The sequence below is a fragment of the Pseudomonas sp. NFACC41-3 genome (genome assembly GCF_900109505.1).
GTDB lineage: Bacteria > Pseudomonadota > Gammaproteobacteria > Pseudomonadales > Pseudomonadaceae > Aquipseudomonas > Aquipseudomonas chlororaphis.
This window is the reverse complement of record NZ_FOAE01000001.1, coordinates 700,163-716,687: the sequence shown is the minus strand read 5'-3', so window position 1 is coordinate 716,687 and position 16,525 is coordinate 700,163. Positions and strand designations below refer to the sequence as shown.

Sequence of the window (16,525 nt, the reverse complement as noted above, 5' to 3'; positions counted from 1 at the left end):
GCGGGGTGGTCAGTTGAGCTTCCACTTCTCGATGATCCGCTCCAGGGAGCCGTCGGCCTTGATCGCCGCGATGCCGCGGTTGACCTCGTCCAGGGTCTGCGCATCGCCCTTGCGCACGATCAGGCAGACATCGCCCATCACCACCGGTTGGTAGCTTTTCACCAGCTGCACCTTGTTCTGGGTGCCCTGGGCCAGTTGGTAGGCGACGATCGGCCGGTCGGCGAAACCGGCCTTGATCCGCCCCAGCGCCAGGTCGCGCAGCAGGTCGGGGATCGAGTCGTAGCCGCGCACTTCCTTGAAGATCCCGCGCTTGTTCAACTCATCGATGAACACCGTGCCGACCTGGGCACCGACCACCTGGTCCTTGAAGTCCTCCATGCGGGTGTAGGCGGTGTTGTCGTCGGCGCGCACGATCAGCCCCTCGCCATAGCTGAACACCGGGTTGGAGTACTGCACCACCTTCTCCCGCGCCGGGGTGCGCAGCATGGCGGCGGAGATGATGTCGATCTTGTTCGAGGTCAGCGAGGGAATCAGCGCGGCGAAGGTGGTCTGCTGGATGTCCACCTCGAAGCCGCCGGCCTGGCCCACCGCGCGGGCGGCGTCGATCATCATGCCTTCGATGCTCTGGCTCTTGACGTCGAGAAAGGTGAAGGGAATGCCGGTGGCGGTGGCGCCGACCTTGTACACCGGCGCGGCGCCGGCACTGACAGAACCGACGAGGCCGGCGGTGAGTGCGCAGCACAATGCAAGGACACGAAAACGCTTTTGCATGGCGAATCTCCCATTGGACGATTTTATTGTTGGAAGTCCGTGATGGTTGGCCTCTGAAAGTGGGGGCAGGAGGCATGGACCGACTATAAACAATTTACAAAAATCGTAAAGAGATTTATAAATATCGAATATCGATATTTAAAACACAAAAAACCAAAGGAACCGCCATGAGCGACACCCCCAATAGCCTGTTCAATCAGTCGCTGGAAAAAGGCCTGGCGGTCCTGCGCGCCTTCAACGCTGCCCAACGGACCATGAACCTGGCGGAAATCGCCGAGGCTGCCGAGATCAACAAAAGCTCGGCGCAACGCATGATCCACACCCTGGAGCAGCTCGGTTACGTGCGTAAGCACCCGCAGACCAAACGCTTCCAGCTGACCCCGCGGGTGATGGAGATCGGCTACAACTACCTGGCCGCCGACACCCTGGTGGACGTGGCCAACCCGTTCCTTGCCGAGCTGGCCCAGGTCACCGGCGAAACCACCAACCTCACCGAGCCCGACGGCCTGGACATGGTCTATGTCGCGCGCTTCGTGGCGCCCAAGTTCATTCCGATCCACATGCCCATCGGCAGCCGCATCCCGATGTACTGCACCGGCTCCGGCCGCGCCTACCTCAGCGCCCTACCCGACCAGGAAGCCCTGGCGATGCTCCAGGCCAGCGACCGCCAGGCCCATACCCGGCACACCCTGACCGGGATCGACGCGATCCATGGGGAAATCGTCGCCACCCGCCAGCGCGGTTACGCCCTGAACCAGGAAGAGCTGTTTCTCGGCGACATGAGCATCGCCGCGCCGATTATCGGCAGCCAGGGCCTGCCGGTGGCCGCCGTGCACGTGGTGATCCCCAGCAGCCGCTGGACCCTGGAAGAAGCCGAACGCAAGCTGGCGCCTTCGGTGATCGAGTGCGCCCGGGCGATTCGCACCTCGATTCGTACCCTCTGAGTGGCCATGACCCTTTTGTAGTCGCCGGTGCGGATTCCGGGATTTGGCCCGGCACTCCGTGTTGCGAGGTTTTACCACCGCTGCGCGGTCGATCGCAGCCTTCGGCAGCGGCTACACAGGCGCGCAAGGTGCGCGAGTAGGCTAAGATTCGCGACCTAACGTCATTGCCCGGAATCACTGTTCATGTCCAGCCTTGCCCCTGCCAGCCCCGTCCGGGGCTGGTCGTTCTGGTGGAAACCCGCCCTGTTCGTCCTGGTGGCGTGTGTCGGCCTCTACTTCGTCAAGTGGTCGCCCTACTACGCCAAGGCCTTTATCGCCGCCGACAGCCACAGCATCGGCGCCTCGATCATCAACGATCAGCCCTCCTCGCCTTTGAACGCCGCCCTGGCCTACGCCCAGGTGTATTTCCTGGCGATCTGGAAGGCCGCGGTGCTGGCGGTGATCCTCGGTTCGCTGCTGCAAGTGCTGATCCCGCGGGACTGGCTGCTGCGCCTGTTCGGCCGCGCCGGTTTCGGCTCGACTTTGCGCGGCGGCCTGTTCGCCCTGCCGGGCATGATGTGCTCCTGCTGCGCCGCGCCCGTGGCGGCGAGCATGCGCCGGCAGAATGTCTCGGTGGGCGCGGCGCTGGCCTTCTGGATCGCCAACCCGGTGCTCAACCCGGCGACCCTGGTGTTCATGGGCTTTGTCCTGGGCTGGGGTTTCACCGCGCTGCGGCTGGTGGCGGGCATCGTGCTGGTGCTGGGAGTGTCGCTGGTGGCCCAGCGCATCGCCCGTCCCGAACAACTGCCGGAAGCGGCGGTGGAGGCCGTGGTCGAGGCCAGCACGGGCAATGAAGGTGCGTTCTTCAGCCGCTGGGCACGCAGCCTGTGGCAACTGTTCTGGAGCACCATTCCGATCTATGTGCTGGCGGTGCTGGTGCTGGGCGCGGCGCGGGTCTGGCTGTTCCCCCATGTCGAGGGCGCGATTGGCAACAGCCTGCTGTGGCTGGTGCCACTGGCGATTGTCGGCACGCTGTTCGTGATTCCCACCGCCGCGGAAATCCCCATCGTGCAGACCATGATGACCCTGGGCATGGGCACCGGCCCGGCGGTGGCCTTGCTGATGACCCTGCCGAGCATCAGCCTGCCGTCGCTTTTGATGCTGCGCAAGGATTTCGACGCGCGGGTGCTGGTGACCGTGGCCGGCCTGACCATGCTGATTGGCGTGGTGTGCGGGTTGATTGGCGCAGCGTTGTTGTAACCCAAGGTTCGATGGCGTCCGCCCGGACGCCATCGCGAGCAAGCTCGCTCCTACATGGTTAGCGCCCCCCGTAGGAGCGAGCTTGCTCGCGATGGGGCCAAAGGCCCCGCCCGCTACCGCCTCAACCGCGCTTGGCGCGCTCGCGCAAATACTCCAGCACCGCCGCCTGTTCGCCGACGAACTCGATGCGCGCGCCCTTGCTTTCGCGCTGGAAGGCATACATCGGGTCGTAATATTCCTTGAGCAAGCCTTCGATCCAGGCCCGGTGCAGGTCCACGCTGCCGCTGCGGGCCTGCTCGGCCAGGGCGGCCTCCAGCAGCTGGTACAGGCGCTGGTGACGCTCGCCCCCCAGGCGCTTACGGATGTTGTTCAGGCTTTCCAGCAGGCGCTCGGAAAACCGCGCGAAACCGTCCTCGCCATGCACCGCGACGAATTCCGCGCACAAGTCGATCACGTAGTCGCGCAGGATCCGCTCGATCCGCCCCTCCAGGCCATCCTCCAGCCAGACCATCGGGAAACGCTGCATGCCCTGGTACAGCGGCAACGGCAAGGCGCAGCTGCCGATCATGCGGTTCTCGTCTTCCAGCACGAACCCGCCGATGCCACGCTCGCGCTTTTTCAGGATGTCCACCGCCAGACGGTTCTCGAAATCGATGTTCGACGGCTGGCCGCTAGCGCGCTTGCCGAAACTGGAGCCGCGATGGTTGGCATGGCCTTCCAGGTCCAGGCCGTTGGCCAGTTGGTTGAGCACCTCGGTCTTGCCGATGCCGGTCATGCCGCCGAGCAGGACAAAATCACACTCGGCCACCGCTCCTTCGAGGGTGTCGAGCAGGAAGGTACGCATGGCCTTGTAGCCGCCGCCGACCCGCGGGTAGTCGATGCCGGCCTCGTCCTTGAGCCACTGCTGGACGATCTGCGAACGCAGACCGCCGCGGAAGCAGTACAGGTAGCCATCGGGGTGGGCCCGGGCGAAATCGGCCCAGGCCTGGATGCGCTCGGCCTTGATCGCCCCGGACACCAGCTGGTGCCCGAGGACGATCGCCGCCTGCTGGCCCTGCTGCTTGTAGCAGGTGCCGACCCGCTGCCGCTCGTGGTCGGTCATCAGCGGCAGGTTGACCACGCCGGGAAAGGCGCCCTTGCTGAATTCGACCGGCGCGCGGGTATCCATCATCGGCCGGTCGTTGAGGAAGATTTCGCGGTAGTCGGTGATATCGATGGGCATCAGATCACCTCGACCGCGTTGCTCTGTCGTTCCACCAGCTCACCGATCGGCGCCAGTTCCAGGCCCAGTTCGGTGGCCAGCGCGAGGAAGGCCGCATTGCCTTCCGGGGTGACGGCGATCAACAGCCCGCCGCTGGTCTGCGGGTCGCACAGCACCAGCTTGTGCAGGGCCTGGATACGTCCGAGCTTGTCGGCGTAGCTGTCGAAATTGCGCTGGGTGCCGCCCGGTATGCAGCCCTGGTCGAGGTAGTACTCGACCCCTGGCAGGCGTGGTACGCGATCGTAGTGAATACGCGCGGTCAGGCCGCTGCCGTCGGCCATTTCCACCAGGTGCCCGAGCAGGCCGAAACCGGTGACGTCGGTCATCGCGGTCACGCCGTCGAGCTTGCCGAAGCGGCTGCCGGGCTTGTTCAGGGTGCACATCCAGTCGCGGGCCAGGCCGACGTCGGCGCTGCGCAACTTGCCCTTCTTCTCGGCCGTGGTCAGCACGCCGATGCCCAGGGGCTTGGTCAGATACAGCAGGCAACCGGCGGTGGCGGTGTCGTTGCGCTTCATATGGCGCTTTTCCACCAGGCCGGTCACGGCCAGGCCGAAGATCGGTTCCGGGGCGTCGATCGAATGGCCGCCGGCCAGGGGGATGCCGGCCGCGTCGCACACCGCGCGGCCGCCGCGAATCACCTCGCGGGCGATTTCCGGCGCCAGCACGTTCACTGGCCAGCCAAGGATGGCGATGGCCATCAACGGGTCGCCGCCCATGGCGTAAATGTCGCTGATGGCATTGGTCGCGGCGATGCGCCCGAAGTCGAACGGGTCGTCGACGATCGGCATGAAAAAGTCGGTGGTCGAGACCACGCCGCGCTCTTCGTCGATGGCGTACACCGCCGCGTCGTCGCGCGAGGCGTTGCCGACCCAGAGTTTCGGGTCGAGGTTCTGCGCGCCGCTGCCGGCCAGAATCACCTCCAGGACCTGGGGAGAAATCTTGCAACCGCAACCCGCGCCGTGGCTGTACTGGGTCAGGCGAATCGGCTCGCTCATGGGGCACCTCTGGAAGTCGTGGACCGGCGATTCTAACAGAGCCCTCGCCTCTGGGAGTGTCCTCGGCCGTCGACCCGCGGTGCCGCCCGCGTGCCCTGATGAAAGACCATGCGCCAGGCGTCGCCGTCCTGCCGCCAGCACGAGCTGCGCAGCGAATCCTGGGGCGCTTGCCGGTCGATCAGCGTGCGGCAGCGGTAGGTCACCAGCGCCACGCCGGTGGCCAGCAGTTGCACGCGAAAGTCACTGACGCTGCGCTGTGCCGGCGCCTCTTCGAGGAGCGCCTCGATGATCTGCGCCCGGTTCCAGACCCGGCCGCTGGCGCCGAACTCGACGAACTCCTCGGCCAGCAGTTGGACCAGGCGCCGACGGTCCGCGCGCGCAGCCGGGTCGTGCAGCTCGCTTTCCAGCGCCAGCAGTTGTGCAAGCAGTTGCATGTCGCTCCTCCAGTCGATCCAGCCTGCAAGCATAGCGGCAAAAAAAACCGCCCTTTCGGGCGGTTGCAAGGAACCTCGGTGGGGATCAGAAACCGAGGGTGAAACTGAGGGTCATGGCATGGTCGCGGTTGTCGTGGGACAGCTGGCCCGAGTAACCGACACCCAGCTTGCCGGCGGGACTGATCTGGTAGTCCAGGCCGACCTCGACCAATGCACTGTCCTTGGCGATCGGTACGCCCTGGGTGGTGAACGAACCACCGCCCTCGATAAAGGTCAGGTCGGCATCGGGCTTGGTGTCGCCGTAGGCATGGCGCCAGCCCAGGGCGGCACGCGGAGTGATCTGCGAACCGTTGCCCAGGGTGATGCGCTTGCCGGCCCGCAGGCCCACGGTGGAGAAGGTGATGTCCTGGCTTGACTTGGCGCTCAAGCGCCCGGCCCCACCCTTTTCCCGGCCGGTATCGCTGTCGTAGTTGACGTAGGCCAGGCCGACGAATGGCTCCAGCGCTACGCCCGCCGCGTCCAGGGCATAACCGACTTCGCCGAACACCTGGGCACTGCGCGCGTCGTAGTTGGCTTTCAGGCGATCGTTGTAGCTGCCGACGCTGACGTTGCGCTTGGTGCTGATCCGGTGCCAGCTGTAGGCCGCGCCCAGGCGGACCGCCAGGGCGTCATGCTGGGAGTTGAGGTAGGCCGCCAGGTGGGTACTGTTGATCGTGGCATCGGACTGGCGCCGTTGCGCATCGATATCGCTGTGGGTGTAGCCGGCCGCAACGCCGCCGCGCCACTGCTCGCCAAGCTGGCGGTCGGTGCCGAGCATGAAGCCGGACAGGTTGCGATCCAGGCCCGCGGTGTTGCTGTCGCCTTCCATGTCGCCCCACGAGCCGAGCACCCGCAGCCAGCCGACCATCTCGTCCTGGTCCTGGCAGCCTTCGCGGCTCAGGCGGTTGTCCCCCGGCGCCAGGGTGCGCCGCAGTTCATCCTCCTCGGTACCGCAGCCGGGCTGGCGCATGCGGTCATTGAGGGCATCGCGCACATGGCGCGAGTCCTCGAGCAGCGAGCTGGCGGTGCTGGCGTGGATCTCGCCCGACAGGCTGTCGAACGCGGCACGGGCCGAGGCTCGATCCAGGTTGACGACCTGGTCGCTGAGCACATCGCCCGCCGAACCTTCGGCGCCGCTGTAGCTCTCCAACGCCCTGGCGACACCCCGCTGGTTGGGGGTGGCCGCCACTTCGGCGAAGGTGGTCTGGTTGCGACTGACCGCCAGGCCGACCTGGTTCGGGCCATACACCAGCGAGGTGTCGAGGAAGGCCAGGGACGGCAGGCTGGTGCTGCTGAAGGTACCGTTGACCCCACCACCGGCGGTGATCAGCGAGTAGGTGGTGTTGCCGGTGTAAGGCGCCAGCGAGCGCACTTGCAGGCCGCCGTCGAGGGTAGCGGTACCGCCCACGGCGAGCACGGTGCTGGTTGGCGACGTCACGGTCAGGTCCAGCACACCGTCCGCGGCGTTGCTGAGGTTGCCCGCCACGCTCAGGGTCCCGGCAGTCCCGCCGGACTGGGTCAGGCCATGGTTGTCCAGCGACCCGACGCTGCCGTTGCCGCTCAGGGCGGCGCCATTGGCCACCGTGACCTGTCCGGCGAACACGCTCGGGGTGCTGCGATCGCCGACCTGCAACTCGCCCTGCTCGACCGCGACGGTGCCGCTGAACGGTTGGTTGCCGGTGAGCAGCAACAGGCCACTGCCCTGTTTGACCAGGCTGCCGGTGCCACTGAGCACGCCGTTGAAGCGCCCGGCGCGGTTCTGGCTGAACAACAGGCGCGCATTGTTGAGGATGCGGCCCTGCAGGCTGGTGGTGTTACCGGCCAGGGTGCCGCCGCTGACGGTGGTGCCGCCGGTATAGGTATTGGCGCCGGTCAGCAGCAGGGTGCCGGCGTCGAGCTTGTTGATCCCGCCTGTGCCGACCAGCGGCGCATCGATCTGCGCGGTCACGTCGGCGTTGACCCGCACCGCGGCCAGGGTGCCATCGGCGGCATTGGTCGGGCTCAGGCTGCCGCCCTCCCCGGCGACCAGGCTGTAGCCGGGGTCGAGGAACTGCAGGCCGGTGAAGCCCTGGTTGCCGACCACGGTGACCGTACCGCCCTGCCCGCCGAAGACCGCGAACTGATTATTGGAACCCAGGCTCTGGGTGCCGTTCGGGTCGGTCCAGTTGGTGCCCGGCCCCCAGGTGCCACTGCCACCGGTGATGGTGCCGTCGGCGGTGATCTTGTCACCGTTCCAGAACTGCACCTCACCCGGTGTGCCCTGCACCAGCAGGTTGACCTGCTTGGCCAGCGCGGTCTGCAGCGTCAGGCTCGCAGGCAGCACACCCGCTGGCAGCGTGCCGTAGACCAGACCGTTGTCGGTCAGGCTGCCGCCGTAGCGGAACAGCTGGTAGATACCGACACCAAAACCGCCGCCATTGGTGACGTTGAGGGTGCCGTCGAGGGTCAGGTTGCCGGCCACATCGACCACCGTGGTCGAACTGCTGGCTTGCCCCAGGGTGAAGTCCAGCGTCGTCCCGGAGGCCAGGTTCAAGGCGCCCACCGACAACGGAGTGGCAGCGCCGCCAGCACTCAGGGTGGCGCCGCTGGCCAGTTGCAGCGTCCCGCCGATCTCCCCGCTGCCCCCAATAGTCGCGCCGGAGGCAACATTCACCGTGGCACTGTTCAAGGTGCCGTCGACCCGCAGCGAACCGGCCTGCACGCTGGTGCTGCCGGTGAAGCCGTTGCTGCCGGTCAACAACAGTTCGCCGGTGCCGCTTTTGGTCAGGGTGCCGCTACCGCTGAGGTTGCCGCTGTAGGTGCCGTCGCTGTTCTGGGCGAAGGTCAGCGCTGCGTTGTTGAGGATCGCGCCTTTGAGGCTGGAGGTATCGCCGGTGGTGGTGCCGCCATTGAGGGTGGTGCCGCCGGTGTAGCTGTTGGCGCCACTGAGCAGCAAGGCACCGCTGCCATTCTTGACCAGGCTGCCGCTGCCGCCGATGGCGCCGCTGAGGGTGGTGTCCTGGGTGCCGGCCAGGGTCAGCTGGGCGCCCAGGTTGATGGCGTTGGCCAGTTGCAAGGCCGTGCTGCTGTCGAGCTGGGCATTGCCGCCGACGCTCAAGGCGCCGCTGCCGATGGCCGCGTTGTTGCCCAGGGTCAGCTCGCCGCCATTGAGCTGGGTGCCGCCCTGATAGCTGTTGCTGCCGTCGAGGGTCAAGTTCGCCGCGCCGTTCTTGATCAGGCTGCCGGTGCCGCTGACCACGCCAGCCAGGGTCAGGTCGTTGGAGCCGGCCACATTCAACCCGCCGTTCAGCACCACGGCATTGCCCAGGTTGACCGCGCCATTGCTGTCCAGGGTGGTGCCGTTGGCCGCGGTCAACGCACCGCTGCCCAGGGCACTGTTGTTGCCCACCACCAGGGTGCCGCCGTTCAGGGCGGTACCGCCGGTATAGCCATTGCTGCCGTTGAGCACCAGGGTGCCGCTGTCGAGCTTGGCCAGGGTGCCGGCGCCGTTGATGGCCACGCCGATCGTGGCGGTGACGTTCGGGTCGACACGGATCGCCGTATTGCCGGTGGCGCCATTGACCGCGTTCAGCGCGCCGGCGCTGCCATCGATCAGGTTGTAGCCATCGGTGACGAACTGCATGCCGGTGATGCTTTGCGTGCCGTTGAGCGTGACGTTGCCGGCCGCGCCCTGGAACACCGCGAAGCTGTTGGCCCAGTTCTGATTGAGGGTGCCATCGACATTGGTCCAGTTGCTGGTGCCGCTGGCCCAGGTGCCGCTGCCGCCGTCGATGGCGCCGTTGCCGGTCAACTGCCCGCCGTCCCAGAACTGCACGAGGGTGTTGGGCGCGGTCACCAGCAGGTTGACCTGGCTGCCCACCGCGGTCTGCACCTGCAGGTCGCCCGGCACCACACTGCCCGGCACACTGCCGACCACCAGGCCGTTGTCGGTCAGGCTGCCGGTGTAGTTGATCAGGCGATACACGCCGCTGCCGAAGCCGCCGATATCGCTGACATTGAGCGTGCCGTCGAGGGTCAGGTTGCCGCCGACGTTGAGCAGCGAAGTCCCGCCACCCGCCACCGGCGTACCCAGGCCGACATCCAGGTTGGCGTTCGGCGCCAGCACCAGCGAACCCAGCGTCAGGGTGTTGCCGCTGCTGAGGCTCAGATGGCCGCCGTCGGCGACCGTTACCGCGCCGCTCAGGCTGCCGGTGCCAGTCAGGGTGCCGCTGTTGTTGACCGCCACATTGGCACTGGCTAGCGAACCGCTGACGTTCAGGGTGCCGGCATTGACGCTGGTATCGCCGGTCAGGCTGTTGCTGCCGCCGAGGGTCAGGGTGCCGCTGCCGAGTTTGCTCAGCAGGCCGCTGCCGCTCAGGCTGCCGTCGAAGGTGCTGCTCAGGTTGTTGCCGCCGATGCTCAGGGTGCTGCCCGCGCCCACCTGCGCCGTGCCGCTACCGGTCAGGCTGGCGAGGCTGGCCGAACCACCCAGGTTGAGCTGGGTGCCGCTGGCCAGGTTGACCCCGGCGTCGTTGCCCAGCGCCGAGCCGCCCAGGGTGCTCAGGCTGCCGGCCGCGACGTTGAACTGGCCACTGAAGGTATTGCTGCCGCTGAGGAGCAGGTCGGCCGTGCCGTTCTTGGTCAAGGTGCCGCTGCCGGCCAGGGTACCAGCCAGGGTCAGGTCGTTGCTGCCCGCCACGCTGAGCCCGGCATTGAGGTTGAGGTCGTTGGCCAGGATCAGCGGCGCGCTGTTGTCCAGGGTCGCATTGCCCGCCACTGTCAAGGCACCGCTGCCCAGGGCCGCCGCGCCGCCCAGGGTCAGGCTGCCAGCGTTCAGGGTGGTGCCGCCCTGGTAGGTGTTGACACCGTTGAGGGTCAGGTTGGCCGTGCCGTTTTTGCTCAACTCCCCGGTGCCGCTGATTACCCCGCCCAGGGTCAGGGCCTGGCTGCCGCCGACCGTCAGGTCAGCGTTCAATGCCAGGTTGTTGCCCAGGGTCAGGCCGGTATTGCTGTCCAGGGTGGAGGCGCCGGCCACCGTCAGGCTGCCCAGGCCCAAGGCCGCGGCATTGCCCAGGGTCAGGGTGCCGGCATTGAGGGTGGTGCCGCCGAGGAAACCGTTGGCGCCGTTGAGGGTCAGGTTGGCGCTGCCGTCCTTGCTCAGGCTGCCGGCACCGTTGATCGACCCGGCGAGGGTCAGGTCGGCGCTACCGCCGATGCCCAGGTTGCCGGCCAGGTTCACCGCGTTACTCACACTGACTGGGCTGCTGGCATCCAGGGTGGTGCCGGCAGCGGCGTTCAGCGCGCCACTGCCCAGCGCCGTGTTGGATGCCAGGATCAGGCCGCCGGCGTTCAACGCGGTCGGGCCCAGGTAGCTGTTATTGCCGCCCAGGGTCAGGTCGGCGCTACCGCTCTTGATCAGGCCGCCAGTGCCGCCGATGGCGCCGTTCAGGGCCAGGTCATTGCTGCCGGCGACCGTCAGGTTGCCGTTGAGGGTGACTGCGTTGGCCAGGTTGACCGCGGTGTTGCTGTCCAGGGTGGTGCCGGTGGCGGCGGTCAGTTGGCCGCTGCCCAGCGCCGAGTCGTTGCCGACCACCAGGGTCCCGCCATTGAGCAAAGTGCCACCGCTGTAGGTGTTGGTGCCATTGAGCACCAGGGTGCCGGCGTCGAGCTTGGCCAGGGTGCCGCTGCCGTTGATGTCCACGCCGATAGTCGCGGTGACGCCCGGATCGACCCGCAGCGCGGTGTTGCCACCAGTGCCGTTGACCGCGGTCAGCGCACCGGCGGTGCCCGCCACCAGGTTGTAGCCGCTGGTGGTGAATTGCAGGCCGGTGAAGGTCTGGGCGCCGTCGACGGTGACGGTACCCGCAGTGCCCTGGAAGATCCCGAAATCGCCAGCCCAGGCCTGGTTGAGCACGCCGTCGGACGATGTCCAGTTGCTGCCGGCGGTACTCCAGGTACCGCTGCCGCCATCGACGCTGCCATTGGCGATGGTCTGGCTGCCGTCCCAGAAGCGGATATTGACGTTCGGCGCAGACACCAGCACGTTGACCTGGTTGCCCACCGAGGTCTGTACCTGCAGGTCACCGAGGCTGAACCCCACGGGCACGCTATTGATGTCCAGCCCGAGGTCGACCAGGCTGCCGGTGTAGTTGATCAAGCGGTACACGCCCACGCCGAAGCCACCGGCGTCGGTGACATTCAGCTTACCGTCGAGGGTCAGGTTGCCGCCGACATCGAGCAGTGAAGTGGTGGACGGTGCGCCAAGGCTGGCGTCGAGGTTGGCATTGCCACCGAGGACCAGCCCGCCCGTCGAAAGGGTGCTGCCCGAGCTCAAGGCCAGGTGACCGCCATCGGCCACGTTCAGCGTGCCCAGCAACGAGCCGCTGCCGGCCAGGGTCGCGCCGCTGGCGACGCCGACGTTGGCACTGCCCAGGGAGCCGCTGACATTCAGGGTGCCGCCGTTGACCTGGGTAGTGCCGGTGATGCCGTTGATCCCGGTGAGGTCGAGGGTGCCGCTGCCGACCTTGGTCAGGCCGCCGCTGCCGCCCAGGCTGCCGTCGAAGGTGCTGCTGGCACTGACGCCGCCGACGCTCAGGGTGGCGCCCGCGCCGATCTGTACCGCGCCGCTGCCGGTCAGGCTCGCCAGGCTGCTGTCGGCCCCCAGGTTGAGGCTGGCCCCAGCGCTGACGTTGGCGCCCGAGGTATTGCCCAGGGCGCCGGTGCTCAGGGTGCTGACGCTACCGGCATTGATATCTAGGGCGCCGGTGAAGCTGTTGTTGCCCGACAGGCTCAGGTCGCCCAGGCCGTTCTTGATCAGCGCCCCACCGCCGCTGACCACCCCGCCCAGGGTCAGGTTGTTGTTGCCGGCGACGCTCAGGTCGGCGTTGAGCACGATGTCGTTGCCCAGGGTGAAAGCCGCGCTGTTGTCCAGGGTCGCCGCACCACCCACGGTCAGGTCGCCGCTGCCCAATGCCGCGGCATTGCCCAGGGTCAGGGTGCCGGCATTCAGGCTGGTGCCGCCGGCATAGACGTTGACGCCGTTGAGCTGCAGCTCGCCCGCGCCATTCTTGACCAGTGCACCGGTGCCGCTGACCACGCCGTCCAGGGTCAGGGCGTTGCTGCCGCCGAGGGTCAGGTTGGCATTGAGCGCCACGTCGTTATTCAGGGCCACGGCGGTGTTGCTGTCCAGGGTCGCTGCGCCACCGACGGTCAATGCACCGAGCCCCAGCGCCGCATCGGCGCCAACGGTCAAGGTGCCGGCATTCAAGGTGGTGCCGCCAAGGAAGCCATTGCTGCCGTTGAGCACCAGGTTGGCGCTGCCGTCCTTGACCAGGCTGCCGGCGCCGTTGACTGCGCCGGACAGCGTCAGGTCGGCACTGCCAGCGATGTTCAGGGCACCGGCCAGGTTCACCTGGTTGCCCAGGGCGACGGCGGTATTGGCATCCAGCGTGGTGCCCGCGGCCGCGTTCAGCGCACCGCCGCCAAGGGCGGTATTGGCGCCGACGATCAGCGTGCCGGCATTGAGTGCGGTATTGCCCAGATAACCGTTGGCGCCATTGAGGGTCAGGTCGGCCGTGCCGTTCTTGATCAGCCCGCCGACGCCGTTGATGACCCCGCCCAGGGTCAGGTCCTGGCTGCCGCCGAGGGTCAGGTTGCCGCCCAGGTTGATGGCGTTGCCGAGGCTGACCGCGGCACTGGCATCGAGGGTGGTGCCTGCGGCGGTATTCAGCGCTCCGGTGCCCAGGGCGGTATTGGAACCGACGATCAGCGAACCGGCATTCAGCGCAGTGGTGCCCTGGTAGCTGTTGTTGCCGCTCAGGGTCAGGCTCGAGGTGCCGTTCTTGATCAGGCCGCTGGTACCGTCGATGACTCCAGCCAGTGTCAGGGGATTACTCGCGTCCAGCGTCAGGTTGGCATCGAGGTGCACACCGTTGTTCAGGGTCAGCGCGCCGCTGCCGCTCAAGGTCCCGGCGCCGGCTACGGTCAGGTCGCCGCTGCCCAATGCCGCGCCATTGCCCAGGACCAGCCCCCCGGCATTGAGGGTGGTGCCGCCCTGGTAGGTATTGGCACCGTTGAGCGTGAGGCTGGCCGCGCCATTCTTGATCAGCCCGCTGGTGCCGCTGACCAGGCCATCCAGGGTCAGGGCGTTGCTGCCGGCCAGGGTCAGGTCGGCATTGAGCGTGACATCGTTGGCCAGGCCGATGCTGGCTGTATTGTCCAGGGTCGCCGCGCCGCCCACGGTCAGGGCGCCACTGCCCAGCGCATCGGCGTTGCCCAGGGTCAGGGTGCCGCCATTGAGGGCGGTGCCGGCAAGAAAGGTGTTGGCGCCGTTGATGATCAGGTTGGCCGCACCGTTCTTGGTCAGGCCGCCGCTGCCGCCGACCACGCCGTCCAGGGTCAGGTCGGCGCTGCCGCCGAGGTTCAGGTTGCCGGTGAGGTTCAAGGCATTGGCCAGGGTCACTGCAGTATTCGTATCCAGGGTGGTGCCGCTGGCGGTGTTCAGGGTGCCGAGACCCAGCGCCGTATTCGAACCGAGAATCAGCGAGCCGCTGTTGAGGGCGGTATCGCCCAGGTAGCCGTTGGCACCGTTCAGGGTCAGGGCCGCGGCCCCGTCCTTGATCAGTCCGCCCGCGCCGTTGATCGCCCCGCCCAGGGTCAGGTCCTGACTCCCGCCAAGGGTCAGGTCGCCGCTGAGGTTGATGGCATTGCCCAGGCTCACGGCCGCGCTGGCGTCCAGGGTGGTGCCCGCGCCAGCGTTGAGGGCGCCTGTGCCCAGGGCGGTGCCGGAGCCCACCAGCAGCGTGCCGCCATTGAGCGAGGTGCCGCCCGAGTAGGTGTTGGTACCGCTCAGGGTCAGGTCGGCGCTACCGTTCTTGATCAGCCCGCCGGTGCCGGACAGCACGCCGCCCAGGGTCAGGGCATTGCTGCCGAGGGTGGTCAGGTTGGCATTCAGGGTCACGGCATTGGCCAGGTTCACCGCGGCGCTGCTGTCCAGGCTGGCGCTGCCACTCACGGTCAGTCCACCGCTGCCCAGGGCACTGTCGTTGCTCACGCTGAGGGTGCCGGCGCTCAGGGTGGTGGTGCCGGAATACCCGCTGTTGATGCCGCTGAGAAGCAGGCTGCCACTGCCGCTCTTGGTGATCCCGCCGCTGCCGCTGACCAGCCCCGCCAGGGTCAGGCTGCCGGCGCCGGTGGCGATCATGCTGTTGTTGAGGGTGACCAGGTTGTTCAGGGTGATGGTGCCGGGCGTCGACAGCGTGGCCGCGCCATCGATGCTCAGCGTGCCGCTGCCGAAGGCCAGGTTGTTGCCCAGTTGTACCGAGCCGGCGCTGATGCTGGTGTTGCCGCTGTAGGTGTTGGCCCCGTCGAGACTCAACTGGCCGGCGCCGCTCTTGGTCAGGCCGCCAGTACCGGAAATCACCCCGGCCAGGCTCAGGTCGTTGCCGCCCTGCACGGTCAGGCCGCCGGCGCCCAGGGTCACCAGGTTGCTCAGGGTCAGGCCGCCGGAACTGGCCTGCAGAATCCCGCCATTGCTGGTCAGCACCCCGCTGCCAAAAGTACCGCTGTTATCGAACTGGGCGATGCCGCCGTTGAGGGTGGTGCTGCCGCTGACCAGGGGCCCCTGCAGGGTCCAGGTACCGCTGTTGAGCGTGAGGTTGTTGAAGTTGATGTAATTGTCGCTCGACACCGTGCCACTGCCGGTGGTGCCACCACCAGGGCCGATGGTGTTCTGCAGGATCAGGGTGTTGGTGCCGCCCGCGCCGCCATCGACCTTGCCGGTGGGTGCGAAGGTCAGGTTGATCCCTGGCAGGCCGCCGAGGCCGAGGCTGATGTTGATCCCATCGCCGACGCCGACACTGGAACCGGTAACCGCAGTGAAGGTGTTGGTGCTGTTCACCCCCATCGACACCCCACCCTGGATGGTACCGGTGTTGATGAAGGTATTGCCGCCGCTGGAGCTCTCGAAGGCGACCCGGCCTTCCAGCGTGCCGTTGTTGGTCATGTTCACCTGGGAACCGCCGTACACCGCCACCACCGGCGTGTCCGCCAGGGTCACGCTGAGCAGCGACAGGCCGGTCGAGGTGATGGTGCCGTTGTTGACGATGGTGGTGGTACCGCCAGTACCGTTGTTGATGTTCAGCGCGGCGCCGTCCAGGCTGCTCAGGTTCAGGCCGAGCAATTGCCCGGTACCGCGCATGATCCCGGTGACGGCGTTGGTGACGTTGACCACCCCCGCCGCGCCGTTGCCGATGAAGGCCCCGCCGCTCAGCACCGAGACCAGCCCCAGCAGCGCCGGATCGAGGGTCCCGGCGTTGTTCAGGGTGATGGTGCTGCCGGTCAGGTCCAGCACCTTGCCGCCCAGGGTCGCGTTCATTTGCGCGCCACTGTTGACGTTGACCGTCAGGCCATCGGTGGCGCTGGAAAAGTTGTTGAGGAACAGCGGCAGGCCCGGTACTCCGGTACAGGTCACCACGCTGCCGACGGTGGAACAGGTGGCCATGGCCGAAGGACTGACCAGGCTGAGCAGCAACCCGGCAAGCCCCAGGCGAACTGCCAAAGAAAGGGGGGAAAGATGATTGACTGCGTCCCTGACCTGAACTTTGTCCACGCTCAACTCCTTACTAAGGGGCCAAGCTGTTCATCCATGAATGCGTGTACTGCTCGCTCAGCAACGTCCTGAATCGATACGCACTGACTTCGAATACCTGACCGTGGCGAAAATTGCTCCGTGCCAGAAACGTAGACGAGCTTTGCGGGGGCAGAGACGAAACCGCAGGATTAAATAGCATTAATACTATGGTAAGAATTGACCGATAAAACTTCGTAAAAAGTTATCAACTTCTTATTTATCAATTAGTTAAA

7 protein-coding genes are annotated in these 16,525 nt (G+C 66.7%); 2 read left to right on the top strand and 5 right to left on the bottom strand.

What is annotated here, in order from left to right; genetic code table 11:
- Nucleotides 1–9 precede the first annotated feature (9 nt).
- A complete protein-coding gene (locus BMY68_RS03315; RefSeq protein ID WP_053260502.1) occupies nucleotides 10–771 on the bottom strand; it encodes an ABC transporter substrate-binding protein in 762 nt (253 codons plus the stop codon).
- Between the two features lie 167 nt (nucleotides 772–938).
- On the opposite strand from BMY68_RS03315, the gene BMY68_RS03310 reads away from it, so the two are divergent.
- Together BMY68_RS03310 and BMY68_RS03305 are read left to right on the top strand one after the other, a co-directional pair.
- Entirely contained in the window at nucleotides 939–1,715 is a 777-nt protein-coding gene (locus BMY68_RS03310; protein WP_009043140.1) for an IclR family transcriptional regulator, read from the top strand.
- A 183-nt stretch (nucleotides 1,716–1,898) separates the two neighbouring features.
- On the top strand, nucleotides 1,899–2,954 hold the full coding sequence (locus tag BMY68_RS03305) for a permease (protein ID WP_085530404.1): 1,056 nt from the start codon (nucleotides 1,899–1,901) through the stop codon (nucleotides 2,952–2,954).
- A gap of 121 nt (nucleotides 2,955–3,075) precedes the next feature.
- On the opposite strand, the gene mnmH is transcribed toward BMY68_RS03305, so the two are convergent.
- The 4 genes from mnmH to BMY68_RS03285 all read right to left on the bottom strand — a co-directional run bounded on the left by mnmH (nucleotide 3,076) and on the right by BMY68_RS03285 (nucleotide 16,271).
- Nucleotides 3,076–4,176, bottom strand: a complete 1,101-nt coding sequence (gene mnmH / locus BMY68_RS03300) for a tRNA 2-selenouridine(34) synthase MnmH (RefSeq protein ID WP_085530403.1) — start codon at nucleotides 4,174–4,176, stop codon at nucleotides 3,076–3,078.
- Nucleotides 4,176–5,210: a selenide, water dikinase SelD gene (gene selD, locus BMY68_RS03295; RefSeq protein ID WP_085530402.1), complete on the bottom strand. Its 1,035-nt coding sequence runs from the start codon at nucleotides 5,208–5,210 to the stop codon at nucleotides 4,176–4,178. The genes mnmH and selD overlap by 1 nt, the downstream gene beginning before the upstream one ends.
- 32 nt (nucleotides 5,211–5,242) lie before the next feature.
- Nucleotides 5,243–5,644: a nuclear transport factor 2 family protein gene (locus BMY68_RS03290; RefSeq protein ID WP_085530401.1), complete on the bottom strand. Its 402-nt coding sequence runs from the start codon at nucleotides 5,642–5,644 to the stop codon at nucleotides 5,243–5,245.
- A gap of 85 nt (nucleotides 5,645–5,729) precedes the next feature.
- Entirely contained in the window at nucleotides 5,730–16,271 is a 10,542-nt protein-coding gene (locus BMY68_RS03285) for an autotransporter-associated beta strand repeat-containing protein (protein WP_085530400.1), read from the bottom strand.
- Between the last annotated feature and the right edge of the window lie 254 nt (nucleotides 16,272–16,525).

What these genes read in the sequence shown, in the direction of transcription:
- selD (WP_085530402.1), bottom strand. Translation starts at nt 5,210, where the DNA reads ATGAGCGAGCCGATTCGCCTGACCCAGTACAGCCACGGCGCGGGTTGC.
- BMY68_RS03310 (WP_009043140.1), top strand. Translation starts at nt 939, where the DNA reads ATGAGCGACACCCCCAATAGCCTGTTCAATCAGTCGCTGGAAAAAGGC.
- BMY68_RS03305 (WP_085530404.1), top strand. Translation starts at nt 1,899, where the DNA reads ATGTCCAGCCTTGCCCCTGCCAGCCCCGTCCGGGGCTGGTCGTTCTGG.
- mnmH (WP_085530403.1), bottom strand. Translation starts at nt 4,176, where the DNA reads ATGCCCATCGATATCACCGACTACCGCGAAATCTTCCTCAACGACCGG.
- BMY68_RS03315 (WP_053260502.1), bottom strand. Translation starts at nt 771, where the DNA reads ATGCAAAAGCGTTTTCGTGTCCTTGCATTGTGCTGCGCACTCACCGCC.
- BMY68_RS03290 (WP_085530401.1), bottom strand. Translation starts at nt 5,644, where the DNA reads ATGCAACTGCTTGCACAACTGCTGGCGCTGGAAAGCGAGCTGCACGAC.